Origin of the sequence: Rhodococcus sp. A14, assembly GCF_011603105.1 — a bacterium.
GTDB lineage: Bacteria > Actinomycetota > Actinomycetes > Mycobacteriales > Mycobacteriaceae > Rhodococcus_F > Rhodococcus_F opacus.
On the sequence record NZ_JAAOQS010000006.1, the window covers coordinates 124,024 to 142,537 of the forward strand.

The 18,514-nt window shown below is 61.5% G+C and carries 13 protein-coding genes; 2 read left to right on the plus strand and 11 right to left on the minus strand.

The window, feature by feature from the left end:
* Window positions 1-9: 9 nt before the first annotated feature.
* From G9373_RS05595 to G9373_RS05605, 3 genes are all read right to left on the minus strand, one after another.
* A complete protein-coding gene (locus G9373_RS05595) occupies window positions 10-294 on the minus strand; it encodes an antibiotic biosynthesis monooxygenase (protein ID WP_095869824.1) in 285 nt (94 codons plus the stop codon).
* Window positions 291-758 (minus strand): flavin reductase family protein, encoded by a 468-nt coding sequence (locus G9373_RS05600; protein WP_240960373.1) that lies wholly within the window; start codon window positions 756-758, stop codon window positions 291-293. Before G9373_RS05600 ends, G9373_RS05595 begins: the two co-directional genes overlap by 4 nt.
* Window positions 759-828: 70 nt before the next feature.
* On the minus strand, window positions 829-2,028 hold the full coding sequence (locus tag G9373_RS05605) for an acyl-CoA dehydrogenase family protein (RefSeq protein WP_167114308.1): 1,200 nt from the start codon (window positions 2,026-2,028) through the stop codon (window positions 829-831).
* A gap of 288 nt (window positions 2,029-2,316) precedes the next feature.
* On the opposite strand from G9373_RS05605, the gene G9373_RS05610 reads away from it, so the two are divergent.
* Window positions 2,317-3,258, plus strand: coding sequence for an NAD(P)H-binding protein (locus G9373_RS05610; RefSeq protein ID WP_095869821.1), 942 nt, complete (start codon window positions 2,317-2,319; stop codon window positions 3,256-3,258).
* A gap of 237 nt (window positions 3,259-3,495) precedes the next feature.
* Entirely contained in the window at window positions 3,496-4,830 is a 1,335-nt protein-coding gene (locus G9373_RS05615; protein ID WP_240960385.1) for an MFS transporter, read from the plus strand.
* A 442-nt stretch (window positions 4,831-5,272) separates the two neighbouring features.
* Here G9373_RS05615 and G9373_RS05620 read toward each other — a convergent pair whose 3' ends face one another.
* From G9373_RS05620 to G9373_RS05655, 8 genes are all read right to left on the minus strand, one after another.
* A complete protein-coding gene (locus tag G9373_RS05620; RefSeq protein ID WP_167114314.1) occupies window positions 5,273-8,551 on the minus strand; it encodes a protein kinase in 3,279 nt (1,092 codons plus the stop codon).
* 360 nt (window positions 8,552-8,911) lie between these two features.
* Window positions 8,912-9,754: a bifunctional 5,10-methylenetetrahydrofolate dehydrogenase/5,10-methenyltetrahydrofolate cyclohydrolase gene (locus tag G9373_RS05625; RefSeq protein WP_095869818.1), complete on the minus strand. Its 843-nt coding sequence runs from the start codon at window positions 9,752-9,754 to the stop codon at window positions 8,912-8,914.
* Window positions 9,755-9,788: 34 nt separating this feature from the next.
* The gene (purU, locus tag G9373_RS05630) at window positions 9,789-10,661 is read right to left on the minus strand and encodes a formyltetrahydrofolate deformylase (RefSeq protein ID WP_095869994.1); all 873 of its coding nucleotides are present in this window, start codon (window positions 10,659-10,661) and stop codon (window positions 9,789-9,791) included.
* Between the two features lie 82 nt (window positions 10,662-10,743).
* Entirely contained in the window at window positions 10,744-12,114 is a 1,371-nt protein-coding gene (locus G9373_RS05635; protein ID WP_167114317.1) for an aminomethyl transferase family protein, read from the minus strand.
* Window positions 12,115-12,178: 64 nt separating this feature from the next.
* Complete coding sequence (locus tag G9373_RS05640) at window positions 12,179-13,177, minus strand: NAD(P)H-binding protein (RefSeq protein ID WP_206031602.1); 999 nt, start codon at window positions 13,175-13,177, stop codon at window positions 12,179-12,181.
* A 1,594-nt stretch (window positions 13,178-14,771) separates the two neighbouring features.
* Window positions 14,772-15,302: a helix-turn-helix domain-containing protein gene (locus G9373_RS05645; protein WP_240960374.1), complete on the minus strand. Its 531-nt coding sequence runs from the start codon at window positions 15,300-15,302 to the stop codon at window positions 14,772-14,774.
* Between the two features lie 154 nt (window positions 15,303-15,456).
* The gene (locus G9373_RS05650; RefSeq protein WP_167114320.1) at window positions 15,457-17,193 is read right to left on the minus strand and encodes an FAD-dependent oxidoreductase; all 1,737 of its coding nucleotides are present in this window, start codon (window positions 17,191-17,193) and stop codon (window positions 15,457-15,459) included.
* A 47-nt stretch (window positions 17,194-17,240) separates the two neighbouring features.
* The gene (locus G9373_RS05655) at window positions 17,241-18,455 is read right to left on the minus strand and encodes a 12-oxophytodienoate reductase (RefSeq protein ID WP_167114322.1); all 1,215 of its coding nucleotides are present in this window, start codon (window positions 18,453-18,455) and stop codon (window positions 17,241-17,243) included.
* Window positions 18,456-18,514: the final 59 nt, after the last annotated feature.

Here is an 18,514-nt window from a genome sequence, read left to right on the forward strand (position 1 = left end):
GCGGCGGAGTCAGTGCTCGTAGTGCGTGACCCGTGGTACGGCAGCGCACAGCGGCTGAATCAACTCGCGGACGCGCGTTCCGGCAGCGGACGCGGCGAACAACTCGGTGTGATCCTCCACGCGGTTCCACAAAGCGCGAAGGAGATACGTCTCGTCCCGATCCACGCTCCGAGACAAGGTTGCCTCCGAGCATCCCGGCGCTGCCAGAAGCAGCGACCGGATCTCGTCGAAAGCTGCCTCGAGATCGCCGCCGGCTCCCGGACGGAGCTGGATCTCGAGGTGCTCGGAGATCACGCCTCCACCGACCGGCCGGCAATTGCCGACATGTCGACGAAACCGCCCCGCAGGAAAATCAACGGCTCGTCGATTCCCTGCTGAATGAGATCCTCGACTTCACCCACTACCTGCAGGTGGTCACCGATGCGGTCGACGCGGTGCGGCGAGCACTCCACGGTGACGATCGCGTCCTCAAGGAGGGGCACTCCCCGATCTGAGGGCTGCCACACCACACCGGCGAAGCGATCCTGCCCACGTCGCGAGAACGCCCGACACACATCTCCGCATCCCGACCTCAAGATGTTGATTCCGAAGTACTCGGCTTCAGCCAGCACCGGCCAGGTCGTGGAACCCTGGTCCACGTAGAACGCGACCAACGGCGGGTCGAGCGAGACGGAGGTGAAGGTACCCACCGTCATTCCGGTGGGTCCCGCGTCGGTCATCGCGGTGATGATCGAGACGCTGGTTGGGACGTGACTCATGACCCGTCTGTAATCGGCTGGGCTCAGCACATCGGACACCTTCCCTTCGACGGCGGAGGTCATCGTCATCTCACAATCCGATGGTCGGATCATCGTTTCCGAGGAGCTGACGTCCGTACGCTTCGCGCCCGATCTCGGGTGTCACGAGTGCGTGCCGGGCCGCGGTCTCGCTGTCGCGCCACACCCGTCCGAGCACGTTGACGTCGGCGAACGAGCCGGCACCGTTCGCGGTGAGGAGGTAGTCGATCTCTTCTTTGATCAGCTCCGCCACCACGCCTGTGTCGTTGCGGATGCGCGCGAGCACCTCCAAGTTGGGCAGCTGGTGGCTTTCGGCGGCGGTGTCGATGTCAGAGCACATGCCAGCCATCAACATCTCGGCAAGGCGCAGCTTGGTGGCCGCCTTCGCGACACCGATCTGGTGGGTAGGCGACTCCTTGGCTTGGCGGTAGGCCGTGTACGCGACCGGCTTCAGCGGAAGCTTCGCGCGTGTCAACTCGAGGGCGTGACGTCCCAGTCCGATCTGCGGCGCAACCAGAATGCCGGCGGCAACGGCGTTGAAGGGCATCGATGCCGTCCGCTCCTCGGTGAACGGAGAGCGGAAGTTCGACGCGAACATGTCTTTCACTCGCTGCACGCGGTACTCCGGGACAAAGTGGTCCTTGACCACAACGGTGTCGCTACCCGTTCCCTGCATGCCGGCGACGAACCACGTCGGTTCGATGGTGAAGGCTTCTGCGGGGACGAGCGCCATTCCCTGCTCACCATCCTCCAGCGTGATCGTCAGGCTGGCCCACTGGGCGGCGAAGGAGCCCGAGGCGTAGGGCCAGCGGCCGCTCATCAGGTAGCCCCCTTCGACGGGCTCGCTGCGGTCACCCGGGGAGAAGATCCCGCAGATCCTCGCGTTCGGGTTCACCCCGAACACATCTTCCTGCGCCTGCATGGAGAACGTGCTAGCGAAGCCGGTCGCCACCATCATGAGTGCGGTGACCCAACCGGTCGAGCCGTCACCGCGGGCGATTTCGGCGGTCACGTCGACCGCAGTCTTGAACGACGCTCCCTGGCCTCCCCAGCGCGTGGGAACCATGAGATGGAACAAGCCCGCCTCCGAGATTGCGTCGATCACCTCGGGTGCGATGTGGCGGTCCTTGGTTCCCTGTTCCGCGTACTCGCGGATGAGCGGGACGAGGGCCGCAGCCCGGGCGACGAGGTCGGCATCCGAGACCTGGATCTTGTCGCGATCCGGCAGTTCCGTGCTGGCGAGCTGTGCCATGTTATGTCTCTCTTCACTCGGTAGGACGCGATCAGGCTGCTGCTAGTGACTGCGATCACGTCGGACCACACCAGCATGTGATGCCGACCGCCTCGTCGCAATGGCACAAAGTTTGCGGACCTCATACGCCAAACACATCGGCTGCGGTCGATACTCACCGCGCATGACAACGACGACAATTTTGGATGTGGACCCACGCCACAGACGGTGGTCCGATGTAGCTTGCATCACAACCAGTTTGAGCGAAGGCGGCCCAGCGGATCAGGGCCGTGCATACGAGGAGTGCACATGAGTCGAATTATCATCAGCGGAGCATCGGGTGACCTAGGCCGGAGGGTAACGGGCCTATTGCTCGCAGCCGATCCGCACCGGGAGCTGATCCTCACCACCCGCACACCGGAGAAACTGGCTGGCCTCGCTTCCGACACTGTGCAGATCCGGCATAGCGACTACCAGCACCCAGCCTCTGTCCAGGAAGCCTACGTAGGCGGCGACACACTCTTCCTCATCAGCGGCCTCAACCTCGGACGTCGAATTTCCGAGCATCGCGGCGCGATCGAAGCAGCTCAAAAGGCAGGCGTCGGTCACATCGTCTATACCTCGGTCGGCGGTGTGCAGCCGGGCAATCCTGCGCTGTCCGCTATCGACCACCATCAGACGGAGTTGGATCTCCGCGCGTCGGGGCTCAAGTACACCATTCTGCGGAACGCCCTCTACGCGGAGATCGTCAGCAACATCCTGGTGGCACCCGCCGTGCCGTCAGGAATCTTGGCCCAGGCAACCGGGGATGGGCTTCTGGCTCCCGTTGCGAAGGGCGACGTCGCGCGTAGCGCTGCCGCCTGTCTCATGGACCCCGCCCGCCACGTCGGCGCGGTCTACGAAATCACAGGCCCGGAATTGCTGGACTTTCATCAGATCGCAGCCCTCGGCGCGCAGATCCACTCGACACCGATCGAGTATCAACCGATCACCGAACGCGACCGGCTGGCATTCTTCGACTCGATCGGGATTCCCCGCACCTACGATCCGAACATGCCCCCTAGCCCGGACGGGCACCTATGGGCCAGCGACGAACTTGTCTCCGCCGAAGTGGCTGTCGCACAGGGCTACCAGGCTCTTCTGAGCCATCACGTAAAGCAAATCACCGGGCGTGCCCCAGAGCCGCTCCGTTCCGTAATGGAGCGGGTGCGTGAGGTCCGCTACGACAAGATCGACGCCGCCATCTCCTGAAAACACGGGTCTCGGCACCACTTTCTCTCACCAGATGTCCGTCACCTTCGGCTCGCCCGGCGGCAGCATCCGAGCCGGGCGGGGGCGGCCGGCGCACCGCGGCCCGCGACTGTCTCCCGCCGCCGTTGCCTCCGGTTCGAGCGATCACTACGCAGCAGCGCGCGCCCTCGAACTCCCCACAAGGAAGGCACCATGAGCTCACCCGTCGATCCGACCCCACTACGACCAACTCCCAGCATGGACCCGCCGCTCGTCACCGACGCCGACACGAAGAAGAAGGAGATTCGACGAGTGGTGCTGTCGAGTTACCTCGGCAGCACCATCGAGTACTACGACTTCCTGCTTTACGCGACTGCTGCGGCGATCGTGTTCGCGCCCGTCTTCTTCTCCGATCTCACGCCTGTAGCCGGCACCATCGCATCCCTGGGGACGTTCGCCGCCGGATACCTCGCGCGCCCGCTCGGCGGCATAATTTTCGGTCACTTCGGGGACCGATATGGCCGAAAGTCCATGTTGCTCGTCTCGATGACGGTGATGGGCAGCGCGTCGTTCCTGATCGGGCTCGTTCCTCCTGCGTCAGCCATCGGCTCTTGGGCCGCGATCATTCTCGTCCTGCTACGCGTGAGCCAAGGCATCGCCATCGGAGGCGAGTGGGGCGGCGCCACACTGATGTCGCTGGAACACGTCGGTGGACGCGGACGCGGATTCGCCGCGGCATTCACCAACGCGGGAGCACCCACCGGTTCCTTGCTGGGCACCATCGCACTCGCGATCGTGGCCGTGCTGCCCGAGGAGGACTTCCTCCTGTGGGGCTGGCGCATCCCGTTCCTACTCTCCGCTGTCCTCCTCGCGCTCGGTCTCTTCATCAGAAGTCGAGTTTCGGAGAGCCCAGTCTTCAAAGAGGCTTTGGCGCGGCGCACAGAGCGCGATTCCGCCACTGTCCCGGTCACGCCGCCGCCGCTCATGAGCATCCTGCGCCGTCCGAAGAACGTCGTCCTCGTGGCCGGGGGATGCATGGCCAGCGTCGCGATACAGATCATGTTCGCGACATTCGCCATCGGCTATGCCACGAGGTCGGGTGCTACACGGTCGGACGTCCTCATCGGTTTCGCGATCTGCCAATTCATCGCCATCTTCGCACTGCTGGGATTCGCGCGCCTCTCGGACAGAATCGGCCGTCGGCCGGTCATGTTGGCCGGCCTCGCCGGGTTCGCGGTGTTCGTCGTCCCCATCCTGTCCATGCTGTCCTCCGGGAACGTGGTACTGGTAGCACTCGCTTTCGTGTTGGGCTTCAGCGTGTTCCAGTCGGCGACTTTCGGGCCGATGGCTGCGTACATCGCCGAACAGTTCGGCACATCCGCTCGGTACACGGGTGCCTCTCTCGGCTACCAGGCAGCCACGCTCCTCGGCGCGGGTTTCACCCCCGTAATCCTCGTGTCGTTGCAGGCTGCTACGGACGGCAGCACAGGCCTGGTGGCGGCTTACATGATCGCGCTCGCCGTGGTCAGTTCAGTGTTCATTGTCCTGACGAAGGAGAGCAAGGACCGAGACCTGGCGACATACCAGCACTGACCTACGCGACACATACGGACGAAGGGCAGGCACTCCGCGGTCGGCCGAGAGCGTGCCCTTCGCGTTGTCTGGCGCTACCCGGTCCCGCGAGCACTATCGCAGTCACGTGCCGCTCCTCCTCATACGAGCGTGGAAGTGGGAACCGGAGGCCGCGATTCGAATGCGCGTATCCCCATGTCACCACATGCCCGAGCACGACCAACAATCCAGGACCAGACTCTAGCCCGTACGTTATGTACTCGGTGCCGAGAGAGCCAGTGAGGTAATTGGTGCCACCAACCCCAATGACACCGCGGATTCCGATCTAGGGGCTTGACACAGGAGGACGTGCGGTGTTGTAGCCGATTCATCTGCGCTACGCGACAAGCGCGTTCGACCGCGGCATCGTCGATCTTGTCTGTACGCCAGGCCGGCATTCAGCAGTCCAGTGTCGGTCGGTGGTTCAGGAGGGCCTATTGTGCGATTCGGCGACCCATGCCGCGATCTGTGCGCGTGAGCCGAATCCCAGCTTGGTCAGGATGTGTTCGACATGCCCCTGCGCGGTGCGTGGCGAGATGACAAGGCGAGCAGCGATTTCCTTGTTGGTCAACCCTTCGGCGACCAATTCGGCGACCTCATGTTCCCGCTTCGTCAGTTTCGTCGAGCTAGGAGCGGATATCGATGTCGGCGGAACCTGCTCGCCCAGCGCGTAGGCGACGGCAGCGTCGAAACCGAGTGCCCCACCGCGCTCGTGGGCCGTGGCGAACGCCTGCCCGCTCATCGCCTGGCGGGTCTGCTTTTCGCACTCCTCCTGGTAGACCACCAGGGCGGATACCACCACTGTTGGACTTCCCACCGATCGGCTCAGCTGCTCTGCGGCTCCCAACAATACGGCCGCACGGCGGGGGTTGTGTTCCTCGGCTGCGATCCATGCCAGCGCTTGCAGACACCAGCTGGTGCTCAACCAGTCTTTAACTTTCCGACCGAGTTGCAGTGCCTGCTCGAGTAGCCGTACCGCTCGCGCGCGGTCATTGTGCCGCCAAACCGCAACAGCCAACGCCCACATTGCATACGACCGATACACGAATTCTCCCCGCGACTCGGTGATCGCGAGGAGGCGCTCGTAGCATTCGATGGCCCGCTCCGTATCGCCCAGTAGTGCGTAAGTCGTTCCAAGGGGGCCGAGAGCAATGACTTGGAAGGTGAGGTCTCCCTGTGTGGCTTCCGCCTCGATGGCATTCTCGAAATGCGAGCGTGCGCCGGGAAGATCCCCACTGAACAGTGCTAAGGCCCCCGCGGCCAGATCGAGGTGAGCGTGTAGCATCGGGTTGGTCGTCTGGCTGGCGAGAGTGCGACACTCCTCTACCAAGGCGGCCTGGGCGCGAAGATCGCCCTGCACGCCGGCCAGGAGGCTGCACGCAAAGAACGCCTTGGCCCTGTCTCGGGTAAGTGCGCCGGTCTGACAGGCGAGGAGGCGCTCGAGCCAGCGCCGCCCCTCGCTGAACAACCCCCGGGTATACCAGTAGTGGTAGAGCGCGGCTGCGATGCGAATTCCGGCTTCGGGACTATCGGACGCCGAAAATTCAAGCGCCTCTCGCAGATTCGGCTGCTCCAGCGCGAGTCTGTTGATCCACGCGAGTTGTCGGGGACTGATCCAGTCACCTTCAGCTTTGATCACCAACTGCTCGTACCAATCTCGGTGTCGGCGGGAGAGTTCGGGATATTGACCGGTCTCGTGCGCCTTTTCGCGGCCGTAGTCGCGCACGGTATCGAGCATCCGGAACCGTACCGTGTCGCCCGACTCCACCCGGGTCACAATCGACTTGTCGACCAGGCCGGTCACGGTATCGAGTAGCGCCTCCGATGTCAGGGTACCGCCGCACACCTGTTCTGCAGCATCAATTTCGAAGCTGCCGGCGAACACTGACAGCTGAGCCCACACCCGTTGCTCGACCGGCCTACACAATCCGTGGCTCCAGTCGATGCACATTCGTAACGCCTGCTGCCGTGAAGGTAAGTTCCGGCTGCCGCGCGTTAGCAGCGCGAGACGGTCTGTCAGCCGCTGCTCGATCTGCTCGGGCGTCATCACCCGCATCCGGGCCGCAGCCAATTCGATCGCTAGGGGCAACCCGTCCAGGCGCCGGCAGATCCGGGCAATGGTGACCTTGTTGGCCTCGGTGACTGCGAACCCCGGGACGGCGGCGGCTCCCCGTTCAGCGAACAACGTTACCGCGTCATTGCGGGGCAGCCCTCTGGGCAGGTGATCGGGATCCGGTACAGGCAGCGGCGGGATCAGCTGCGCCACTTCCCCGCCGATGTCGAGTGCTTCACGGCTGGTCGCGAGGATCCGAAGCTCGGGACAGCTGCGTAGCAGGGTTTCGGTGAGCTCGGCCACCGCATCCACAATCTGCTCGCAGTTGTCCAGTATCAGTAGCAGTTTGCGGGGGACGAGGAAGTCGACGAGTACCTCGTGTATTGGTTTCGTCGACTGGTCGCGTAGTCCCAACGCACTCGCCACCATGCCCACCAACAGTGACTCGTCACGAAGCTCACCTAGCTCGACCAGGCACGCACCGTCAGGGAAATCGGGCTGCAGTTTGGTGGCGACCCGCAACGCCAGCCGGGTCTTGCCGACCCCACCGATCCCAGTCAACGTCACCAGTCGCGAGGTCGACAGCGCGTTCTTCGCCTCTGCTAGTTCGGTGCGGCGGTCAACGAAGCTGGTCAACTCCAGGGGCAGACGACCTGTGGGGGACCCCCGGCGTCCGGCTAACGTATCTGTTGCCGCGGGTAAATGTGTGCGTATCGGCGGGCTACTTTCATGTTCTCGTGTCACTCCCGTTTCGGTGCGAAGGGCCATTTTGTCGACCGCGAACCCGTGGTGAAGCTGGGAAGTCTCGAGTTGCTGACCCAGTTCCGCGACGGACGGACGACGCCCCGGGTCTGCGGACATGGCAACTTCAATAATCGCACCGACATCGTGCGGAACGCCGTGCTCGCAGGGATCCGGGACGGGTTCTGTGGTGATCCTGAGAAACTGGGCGACCAATTGCTCTCCGCTCCGGCGCTCGAACGCTGCGTGCCCGGTCATCGCGGCGAACAGTGTCGCACCGAGACCGTAGACGTCGGCGGCTGGACTGGCTGGTTGGCCGGCCACGACCTCGGGGGCGGTGAACGCCGGTGAACCCGTCACAATGCCCGCAGTGGTCTCGAACCCGCCAGAGATGTGGGCGATCCCAAAATCTGCCAGCGCCGGCTCACCGTAGTCGGTGAACAGGATGTTCCCGGGCTTGACATCGCGATGAAGGATTCCCAGTTGGTGCGCGGTCTCCAGGGCGCCCGCTACTTTCACTCCGAGCCGCAGCGCTTCGTCCAGTGGAAGCGGTCCGCGACGTCGGATTTGCGCATCGAGAGAATCCTGGGGGTAGTACGGCATCACTATGAAGGGGCGACCGTTGTCGGTCACACCGGCGTGGAGAACGTTGACGATATTGGGGTGTCCGGTCAACCTTCCTGCCGCGCGCTGTTCGCGCAGGAACCGTGCCTGATTCTCCTCGTCGAGGTCCACGGTGAGGACCTTCACCGCTACGGTGCGGTCGAGCGCAGCCTGCGTGCAGCGGTAGACGACGCCGAACCCTCCGCTGCCGATCTCTTGGGCGTCCTCGAATCCGGCAGCAGCCAGCTCCGCCGTGACCGAACCGGCCACGTCGCGCTGCGTCGCGAACGGATCGACATCAGTCATCGATTACATCGATTCATCCCGCTCGAGGCACGGCCAACGAACGCCACATTGCTCACCTCTCGACGATGTTCCCCCAGGATATCGCCGATCCCACGAGCCGAGGCGTCCATCTCAGTTGTGTGGTCCCGTTCGGAACGCGCCGGCGCCGGATTGGCCTGAGTAAGCGATGACCTCGATTCTTGAACAAGCCGACCAGTACCGCACTGACGTGGACAGCGTTTTGCAGTGGGCGGTTCTCGCGCTGCCGCATGACAACGACGACGACAACCAGAATCGGCAAGGCGCGTACAGGTCGGCGCAAGAACGAGGATTTCCGTTCCGGCAGTCGTCTCGCTGCACGAAAAAACCCGGACAAATCGATCAGCTCATGGAGCGCTCTCGCGCGGCGCGGACTGTCTGCTCCAACAGCGTGGTGATGGTCATCGGGCCGACGCCCCCTGGCACAGGCGTGATGTATGACGCCTTGCGAGACGCCGAGTCGAAGTCGACGTCACCTTTGTTGTCCGCGTAGCCTGCGTCGATCACGACAGCACCGGGTTTGATCCACTCGCCTCGGACCAGTCCGGGGGACCCCACCGCCGCCACGACTAGGTCGGCCGACTCGACGTGGGAGCTCAGATCCGCAGTGCGTGAGTGACAGTAGGTTACCGTCGCGTCACGAGCCAGCAGAAGCATTCCCATCGGTCTGCCGAGGATCGGGCTGCGACCTATCACGACTGCGTGCCGCCCACTGAGTGCAATGGCGTACGAATCGAGCAATCTCATGATGCCGCCGGGGGTTGCGGATTCGAAGCCCGCGGTTCCCAATGCCATGGCCGCGAACGAGTCTCGGGTGACACCGTCGACATCCTTCGCCGGATCGATGGCGTCGAACGCAGCGCGTTCGTCCACTCCGGGTGGCACCGGGTGCTGCAGAAGAATCCCATCTACATTGGGGTCTTCAGACAGCGCCCGAACTTCCGCGCAGACAGCATTCGTGCTCAACCCCGCGTCGAGATGCACTCGGCGCGATTCGATACCGACCTCGGTGCAGGCAGCGGCTTTCATACGCACGTAGGTGTGCGAGGCGGGGTCGTCGCCGACCAGTACCGTCGCCAGAACCGGGCGCCGACCGAAGTCCCTCGAGTATTGCTGTGCCTGGGTCCCAAGCTTTTCGCGCATGACTCGCGACACCTCGCGGCCGTTCAGCAATCGGGCCGACATGCCGACTCCCTCTCCTACCGTGGTTAGACGAGAATCAGAAGACAACGGTCTGGTTCCCGTCTCTGATTACCCGGTCCTCGCAGTGCCAGGCAACGGCGCGAGAAAGCACCTGGCGCTCAACGTCCGCACCTCTTCGTTGCAGCTCAGCTGCAGTCTCCACGTGCGAGACCCGCACGACGTCCTGCTCGATGATCGGCCCTTCGTCGAGGTCCTCGGTCACGTAGTGGGCCGTGGCGCCGATCAGTTTGACGCCTCGATCTTTCGCCTTCTGATACGGCCCCGCACCGATGAAAGCGGGCAGGAATGAGTGATGAATGTTGATTACCGGCACTCCCACCTGTTGTAAGAAATCACCGGACAGAATCTGCATGTAGCGAGCGAGGACAACGAGATCGACGTTGTCGGTGAGAAGCTTCAACTGCTCCGCCTCCGCCTGTGCCCGTGACGCCCGGTTTACGGGGATGTGGATGAACGGAATGCCGAATCCGCGAACGTCGTCCCCGAGATCGGGATGGTTCGCGATGACCATCCCCACGTTCATGTGGATTTCGCCACGACGCTGCCGCCATAGGAGGTCGAGGAGGCAATGATCCGTTTTGGACACCATGATGGCGACGCGCTTCGGCTTGCGAGCTTCAGTCAACCTGTACGACTGTCCCAACATGCCTAGAACGTTGTCGAGTTCGTCGGACAGGGACGGAATCTGTGCCGGTAGGTCCTCCAAGTGGAACGTCGTGCGTTGGAAGAATCTGCCGCCGGCAGGGTCGGTCGAGTGCTGGTCCAGTGAGACAATGTTCGCGCCGTATTTCGCGAGCAAGGACGAGACCGCCGCGACGATTCCCTGACGGTCGTCGCCTTGCACGATCAAAGTGCCGAGGTCGACCACGTCGCGACTGGTTCGTGACATCGTGCTGTTGTCCTTTCGTGTGAAGTGGTCGTCGCCGCCAGGATCGTGTGACGGGACGAGTAGGTCGGAGTCGGTCATGCACTCAGTGCGCGACGACTCCTGACGGAAACGACTCCAGATCGACATCCTTGTTCGCCGGGAGGTCGAGGTAGGGGAACCGCTCCACCGTCGCGCGAATCTGCTTGATTCGTTCGCCGTGGTTGCCCCAGTGCAGGACGACTTCAGTGCCGATCTCGGCGAGTTCAATGTCGATGGTGGAATGGGAGATCATCTCGCGGAAGTAGTAGGAGTAGACGGCCAGCGATGATATACCCACCTGCTTGCCGTCCTTGGTGACGATGTCCGCATGGTCGCCCGCTGGTGATTGCGGCGTCGTCGGGAACTCGAAGTGCCGGTATTCCTCCCCGGGCTCGAACTGCGACGCGAACACGTCGAGTACGTCTTCCTTGTTCCACCTGAGGACCACCGTCTTGCGGCGCGGTGCGGCAGCCTCCGCCTCGAGGGCTTCCCGGCCCAGGAAGTCGTGGTCGAACTTCGCCATCCAGCCCCAGTTGACTTCGAAGGGGGTGCGGAGTCGCGCCGTGATGTCGGTGGGATTTGCGCTCCCACTCAATTGGCCGCTCACCTGTTTGGGCGGCAGAGCAGCTCCGAAGAGGGGATGAGAGACGAATTCCGGGTCGGCGAAAGCAGCAGGGAGGAAGGTACAACCCTGCTGAGGGAAGCCACCCTCGGTGTGATTCACGACGTAGGTCCGCCATCCCAGGCGCGTGATGTCGAAATCCTCGCCCGCCCGGTACACGGCGTCGAACACCGCTGGTCCGTGTTCGAGGGGGCCACGCACCTCGTAAGCGAGGGTCCCCGACATTCCGATTCGCGACAGTTCGATTTCCACCGTGGCATCGATTCCGGGTACCTGGATTCGCCGAATGCCCAGGAATTGCAGGGAGCGCAATGATTCACCCGTGAGGCGTTCGAGTATCTGCAGCGACTTCGGGCCCGCCACCTGAAAGATGAAGATGTCCCGCATACCGATTTCTACGTCTAGTCCCAGCGACGGGGCCTTGAAGGGGGCCCAGGGCATCGCCGCGAAATGGCGATACGAGTCCTCGCTGTCGCGCACTGTGAGACCGTGATTGGCGATGTATCCGTTTTCGTCGAGCATGACGAGGTGCTTGGACTTGCCGATGGGCCATTTGTCGACGTTGTTAATACTGAGCCGTGAGAGCAAGGCCCGCGCGTTGGGTCCACTGAAGGTGAACTCGGGGATGCCGCTGAGATTCGACGCGATGTACGCGCCGGTCTTCCACGACATCGATTCTTTCTTCCACCCGTCGCCTTCCCAGATATGGAGGCTACCTAGGATGTTCAGGTAGGTCGGCACGTCGGGGTAGGAAGGAACGTCACCGACGGACGCTGCTCCGGGGCCTTGCTGGACCGCATGGTCGACACTCATGGCGCTATTACTCTCTTTCTGAACGCACTGACGTGATATGTGGTTCCGCTCGGGGTGCGAGCGGTCAGGACGCCGAACCGATTCGGTCGTACGGGGTGTCCTTTACCTTTTCGAGGACGGATCGCAACGGCGCGGGCGCCTCCCCCGTGATCTGCTCGACATGTCCGGACAGCAGTGCTTGGTAGCCCTGGGCCACCGCCAGATCGGCCGACACCAGCTCGTCGCTGGCCCACATGTGGCCTTCGGCGCTGGGGGGCATGTTCGGGTCGTACGTCCGCGGGAGACCGACCGAGTCGAAGAACTGCAGCCGTTCCTCCTCCGATACCGGCTTGTAGGCGATCTCTGTGCCGAAGACCTCGGAACCAAGTCGGACAATGTCGTCCATGCTCAACAGTTCAGGACCGGTGATCTCGTAGACAGCGCCATCGTGGTCGGCGGGGTCGGCGAGGATTGCGGTCGCACAGCGCGCGACGTCCACCTTGGAGACGGGCGCTAAGGAACCGTGGCCGGTGGCCATTTCGAGTACGCCGTCGCGTGCGGCAGGTGCCAGCCAGATCGCACTGACGATCTCCGCGTAGAGCGCATTGCGCAGGATCGTGTACGACAGTCCGCTCGCTCGGAGATCGAGCTCGGTCTGGTAATGGTCGATGGCTGAGAGCGCCGGGTTGCCGGGTTGTACTCCGCCGACCGATGTGTAGACGATGTGGCGTATCCCCGCCTTCTCTGCGGCGCGGATCGCATTACGGTGTTCGGTTGTCCGCCGCCCGAGATTGAGCCCACTGATGAGAAACAGGATGTCTCCGCCGTGGTACGCCTCGTCCAATAGCTCGGGCTTCTCGTAATCGCCCTTCCGCACGCTGACGTTCGGGCCGCCTGCTTCGATTGCCTCGGGCGATCGAGTCACAAGTGTCAGGTTGCACAGAGGAGCTCTTTCGAGGAGCCCTTGCGTCACGCGGCGAGCCAAATCGCCCGAGGCTCCACTGATGACAATTTGGGTCACATCTTCCTCCGGTTGTAGATCGCGAATCTTTGTCCATGCGGTGCGGCTTGACGGGGTCAGCATGAGCCGGAGTCGAGCGAGGCACGTTGCAAGCTTCGTTGCTGGGAGTGACGTGGGCAATAGCACGAAGTTCTAGCGAACCATGTGTGAGATGCATGATCGAGACCGCCGAACCGCGGGCGTCCAGGGCCGCCTCAGGTACTGATCCGGGGACGCTACGCAAGGTGGGTCGTATCCGGTCGAGGTGAGACGGCATTTCCCCTTCTGTGGCACCGTGCCATCGTCAGCCTCTTCGACGGCGCCTGGCGGTTCCGAAGTGGGTCTCCGCCGAGACTCCACGAGGGTCACACCGTGGTTACCAGGTCGTCCTCGGCTTGCGGTCGGCTTCACGAGGTCTTTGCCATCGATCCGGACGTTGTTGACGGTCTTGGACACCGGTCAGGTGGCCAAGGCTTCCGGGTGCCGGGCGCCATCACGGAGCGGGCTAGGCGTAGTCGACGTCGGTGTTGGTTAGGTCGAGCCAGAGGGCCAGTTTCCCGGGTCCACGCCCATCGGCATCCGATCGTGGATGTGCCCGACACCGTCGTCGCGTTGGTATCTGCACCTCGCCTCGCATAGGAGGACATTTGCATAGCGTATGTGGGGCAGACACCCCGAACAGCTATCCGCTCCGTGCGAGGCATATGCGCTCAGAGAAATGACCGTCTCCTTGACCGATCAGCCTCCTCGAACTCTCCGAACTCACGACGCAGCGGAGCCTTTCCGCACAACCTACGGCCAAGGCAACGTGCCGTGCTATGCCCGCAAGCATGGGATTCTGCGTGTTCAGCTCGGGATTGGGTCATGGGAGGCGAGTGGATCCAATCGATACGGACCGTGTGACGTGCGGCAGACATCTACGCCAGCCTCGAAGGTCTACTCAGGGAGACCGACCTGTATGAATGCGCTATCCGGGGCTGCCTCAGGCCGGTGCCGATCTCCGAACCAATCGATGGCTGACAGCAAGAGACCCCACCTGCTGAACCGTGACGCACCGCTGGTGAGATCTCACTGCCGCCAGTCGCCCAAGGCTGCGGCAGGCGAACGGCGGGGCCTCCGCACCAACCACGGTGAGCCCGGAATCGGTGCGCGGCCGGCCTATCCGCGGCGAGCCGCCACAGCGACCATTTAGGATAAAGCTTTGACTGTCTGCTCCGTCACACGCCTACTTCAGGAATGGCCCTTACGATTCGGGTCCGCACGAGCACCACTGGGGCGATTCCTCGTCGACGGAGGTGTGCATGCCGCCCCGAATAGTATTCACTCCAAAGATCACCGCAGCACCTAGCAGGACGGTGACCGTCGCACCGAGGACAGCGTTGCCGTAAGCGTCTCCCAACAAAACACCCGAGGGACTGCAACGGCGCTCGCGACCACACACGCCTTCCACAGCCAGCGATAACGCCTCACGCACGGACTGTAACTGAAGGGATCCCCTAGTTGGAGCCCTGGTCGTTGTGGCGTGCGTCGCAGGAACTCTCGAAGGGTCGTGCAGGGTTTCTACGCCCGCTATGCGGCGTTGATGCGTCGCGACATGATTGCCGATACCCGGCGCCTCGATGGTCTACTCGCCGAGAACCAGAAGCGGATAACCCGTGGAGGCCGGTCTGGATGAAGCTCACACTTCGCCTGCGCCGCCACCGTGGTTAGCTGCATCGTATTCTGCACGTGCGCAATTGATTTGGTCTGATCGCGCATATCCCCACTCGATCAGGTTCATCACTAGGTCGGACAGACTCCGACCTAGTGGCGTGAGGTCATACACCACGTGCTTCCGCGCGTCGGCGACCACGGTCCGGCTTAGTAGTCCATCGCGTTCGAGCATCCGAAGATTGTGAGTAAGTATCTTCTGCGACAACGGGTGTGACGGGTCCATTGTGTCCAGTAGCCGCTGAATCATCGACGGACGCAATGGTCCGACACGTAATATGACTAAGAGCCAGTTTCTCCAGTAATTGCCAACGTGTCCTACGATGCCCACAACCGGCGCACTGCGATTCCAAGAAAATTCGACAAGCAGCGCCGCTACGAATCCGAATATTTCCTCGGATTCGTCAGTTACCGCAGGTGCTTGTTGGAGAATTTCACGAATCCTTGTCATCATCCGATCCACTGCGGAAAGCCGGTGCGATTCATAATCCGCGCCCATAGGTTACTCCCTTTAGACCGACGCGACCTCTCGGGCGATTTTGGTCCCGCTCGAGACTGTCTCGATTGGAGGAACTATGGGCCAACGTCGCGTGTCAGTATCGATTCATGCTAACACGCAACGCTGACCGTAGCTGCTGAATTCGAGTGACTATCTAGCTGTTTTGGCTGGTCGTCAACGTATCTGCAGTGTACCGCGCACGAGCAGCTTCAGTATCGCGCGGTGCCTCCTGCACTACACTTTCGGCGGCGAGGTACGCAAATGTGGCGGCGGGCCCGAGTGTGCTCCCTAAAGATAAGTAGCCATCACCGGCTATTGATGCAACACAGTTTCCGGCCCCATACAACCCTGGAATGACGGACCCGTCCGAACGCAAGACTTGGCTGTTCGAATTCGTCTTGGGCCCTCCGTTGGTGTCCAGCACCATCCCGCAGATCAGCACGCAGTAATATGGCCCGGTCTCGGCGAATGGAAACATTCCCGGATTTTTTTCGTTACCTGGCCTCGGGATGCCATGCCAGTCGTATTCGGACATGTTCTCGCAACGGTGGAAATCTTCGTCGACACCCGCGCGGGCGAAGCCGTTGAATCTGTCGACCGTCTGCCCCAGTTGCTCGGCGAAGCCAGGTGCCAATTCGAAATCACCGATGACAGAGGTGAGACTCTTCAAGCGCGCCTCGATGCGCTCGGTGATCTCCTCCCACGTCTGACCTTCGATAATGTAAGGTTTAGGGGTGCGAAACGTATCCCAGAACAGGGTCGGCTTGGTGTCGTGGGCGACGTAATCGTCGTAAACCATAAATAGAACACTGTTCGGATAGTCGCCGTTCTTGTCGCGGTCCCATATGACGCGGTTTCGGTCCTGGTACACAAGCTTCTCGTTGACGACCCTGTTACCATTGCGATCGACATAAATCATGCTGTCTCCGGGCGGAACGGGAATACCTTTATCCTCGTTCACGCGATTCATGGCAGCCTTTTCCAAGATGTCCTCGTACAGCCAGCCATTCTGCATGTGAGCGAGTTCAGCTCCGGCCTCGCGCGCGATAGGGATGAAATCACCCTGTGCAGTGGCAACTGCGCAACTGCTGTAAAGCGGACCGCGCCAGTATTCATCGATCAAATCCGCGTTATGTGCAAAGCCACCGCTAGCGAAAACCACCCCTCGTCTCGCGTAGATGGGATCACCCCACGTCCCCCCAACTCCGACGGCTGCACCAGTTTCATCTTGCAGCAGCCGCTGCACACGATGATCTGTGCGCACCTCGATACCCCGGCTTCTAACGGCTACCCCCAGTTGATCGACCAAATCTGCTCCAGGTGCAGCGGAGCCGTCCTCTCGCGCTGGTCCTAGATGCCGTAAAAATCCTTGAATAGAGTTATCCAATTCCGGGTGATAGCTGACAATGGCTGGGTACCGTTCCGTAAAGGATGGCCAGGTGGTGACCCGGAAGGCACCTGCCGCAACCAGCGCATCAATCGCTTTCGCGGCGTTATCGTAAAACGCGCCTATTGTTTCCCACTGCCACTCTTCTGCGCCGTAGTATTCGGCATCGGCGTCGTACTGGTCGGGATGCGCGACCTGGACAACGTAGCGCAAGACGCTATCGCGATCGTCGCGAATTCCTAAGACGTGCATAAGTGAGTTGTCTGGAATCCACATCGCCCCGCCGGACTTGTAAGTTGTACCGCCGACTTCATCTGATGCCTCCAATAGAAGGACCTCGGCACCACGATCGTGAGCCAAAATTGCAGCACACATTCCCGCCATTCCGGCACCGACAATGATTACATCGAACTCATCTCGATCAGTTGTCGAGAAACCAGTAGGTCGGGGCGGGGGATTGAAAAGCCCTTCCATCCACCAGTACTTCGGCGTCCCGGTTGTCACAATAAAACTCCTAGGGTTTGACAATATTCACATATTAGGCTCATCGATTAATCCTTCTTCCGCGACTGGTCCACGAGTTGCCCCTCATGCGAGTAGCTTTCGTATGCCTCGGCCAAATCGCGATATTTTCGAAAGTCTCGTAAATTCGAATAGTCGGCCCTGCGTACGCGCTCGACGAAGTCCGGATTCGAAATCTGCGCCCTACCAACCCCGATCATGTCGAAGTCGCCGGCCTCCAAACCGCGCCGTACACGGATGATGTCATCCTCCACCTGCAGTACGGGGTCTTGGTTGTCGAAGACATCACTCGCGAGATCGGTGGACAACCCGACGCTGCCGATCGTCATGACCGGGCGATCTGTCATTGTCTTCACCCAGGAAGCGACACTCCGTCTAGAGTCGAGTTCCGGCCAGGCGACAGCGTCGAATCTGCGAGCCGACACATGAAAGACATCGGCTCCCGCTTGCTGCAAACGTTCCAGAAACGGTCCCAGTTCGTCAGGATGCTCCGCGATTTTGGCTCCGTAATCCACCTCCTTCCACTGCGAGAAACGCACTGAAATTATGAATTGAGGGCCCGTCGCAGCACGGATTGCCGAAACTATTTCAGCAGGATATGCGGCGCGGTCGGCTAGGGTTTCACCGCCGTATTCATCGGTTCGCCTATTCGTTTCATGCCACAAAAATAGATCCAACAGGTAGCCATGAGCGCAATGCAACTCAATCCCGTGTGCGCCGAGCCGCTGGGCGATTAGAGAACTCTCGACATATGCATTTTTGGTATCCTCAAGGTCCTGCTTCGACATTGCAACACCGTTGGTACGGCCCTCCTGGATCAACCCTGATGGGCTCCATGCAGGATGGTCTGGATGTGGATTCTCAATACCGTCGACAACCAGTCGCAGGGCACCTGGATGCCACAGCTGCATCAACAAGACTACGTCGCCGGTACTGAGGACCTCACGGACGACATGTCCCCATTCCTTGATGGTGTCACGGCCGAGAATGCTGAACGCCGGCTGCCAGTACCCCGCCGGATGGTCTGGTGCGGCCCCCTCGGAAATGATTATTCCCGGGCCCCGTTCAGCGGTCGAGCGCAGCGTATCCGCCATGCCCACAGTTGGCTTGTAACCACGCGAGCCACGCTGCATGGCAGGAAGAAGAAACCTGTTACGGACCGTCATGGTATTGATTCGAAGAGGCGAAAACAGTAGATCGTCTGTATCTTTCAACACAGCTTCTTCGGCATAGTTCGTCTGCATCTGACCGCCTTACGGTTGGAAATCGAGTCACCGAAGACGTTAAGTCCGTCACAGTTGGG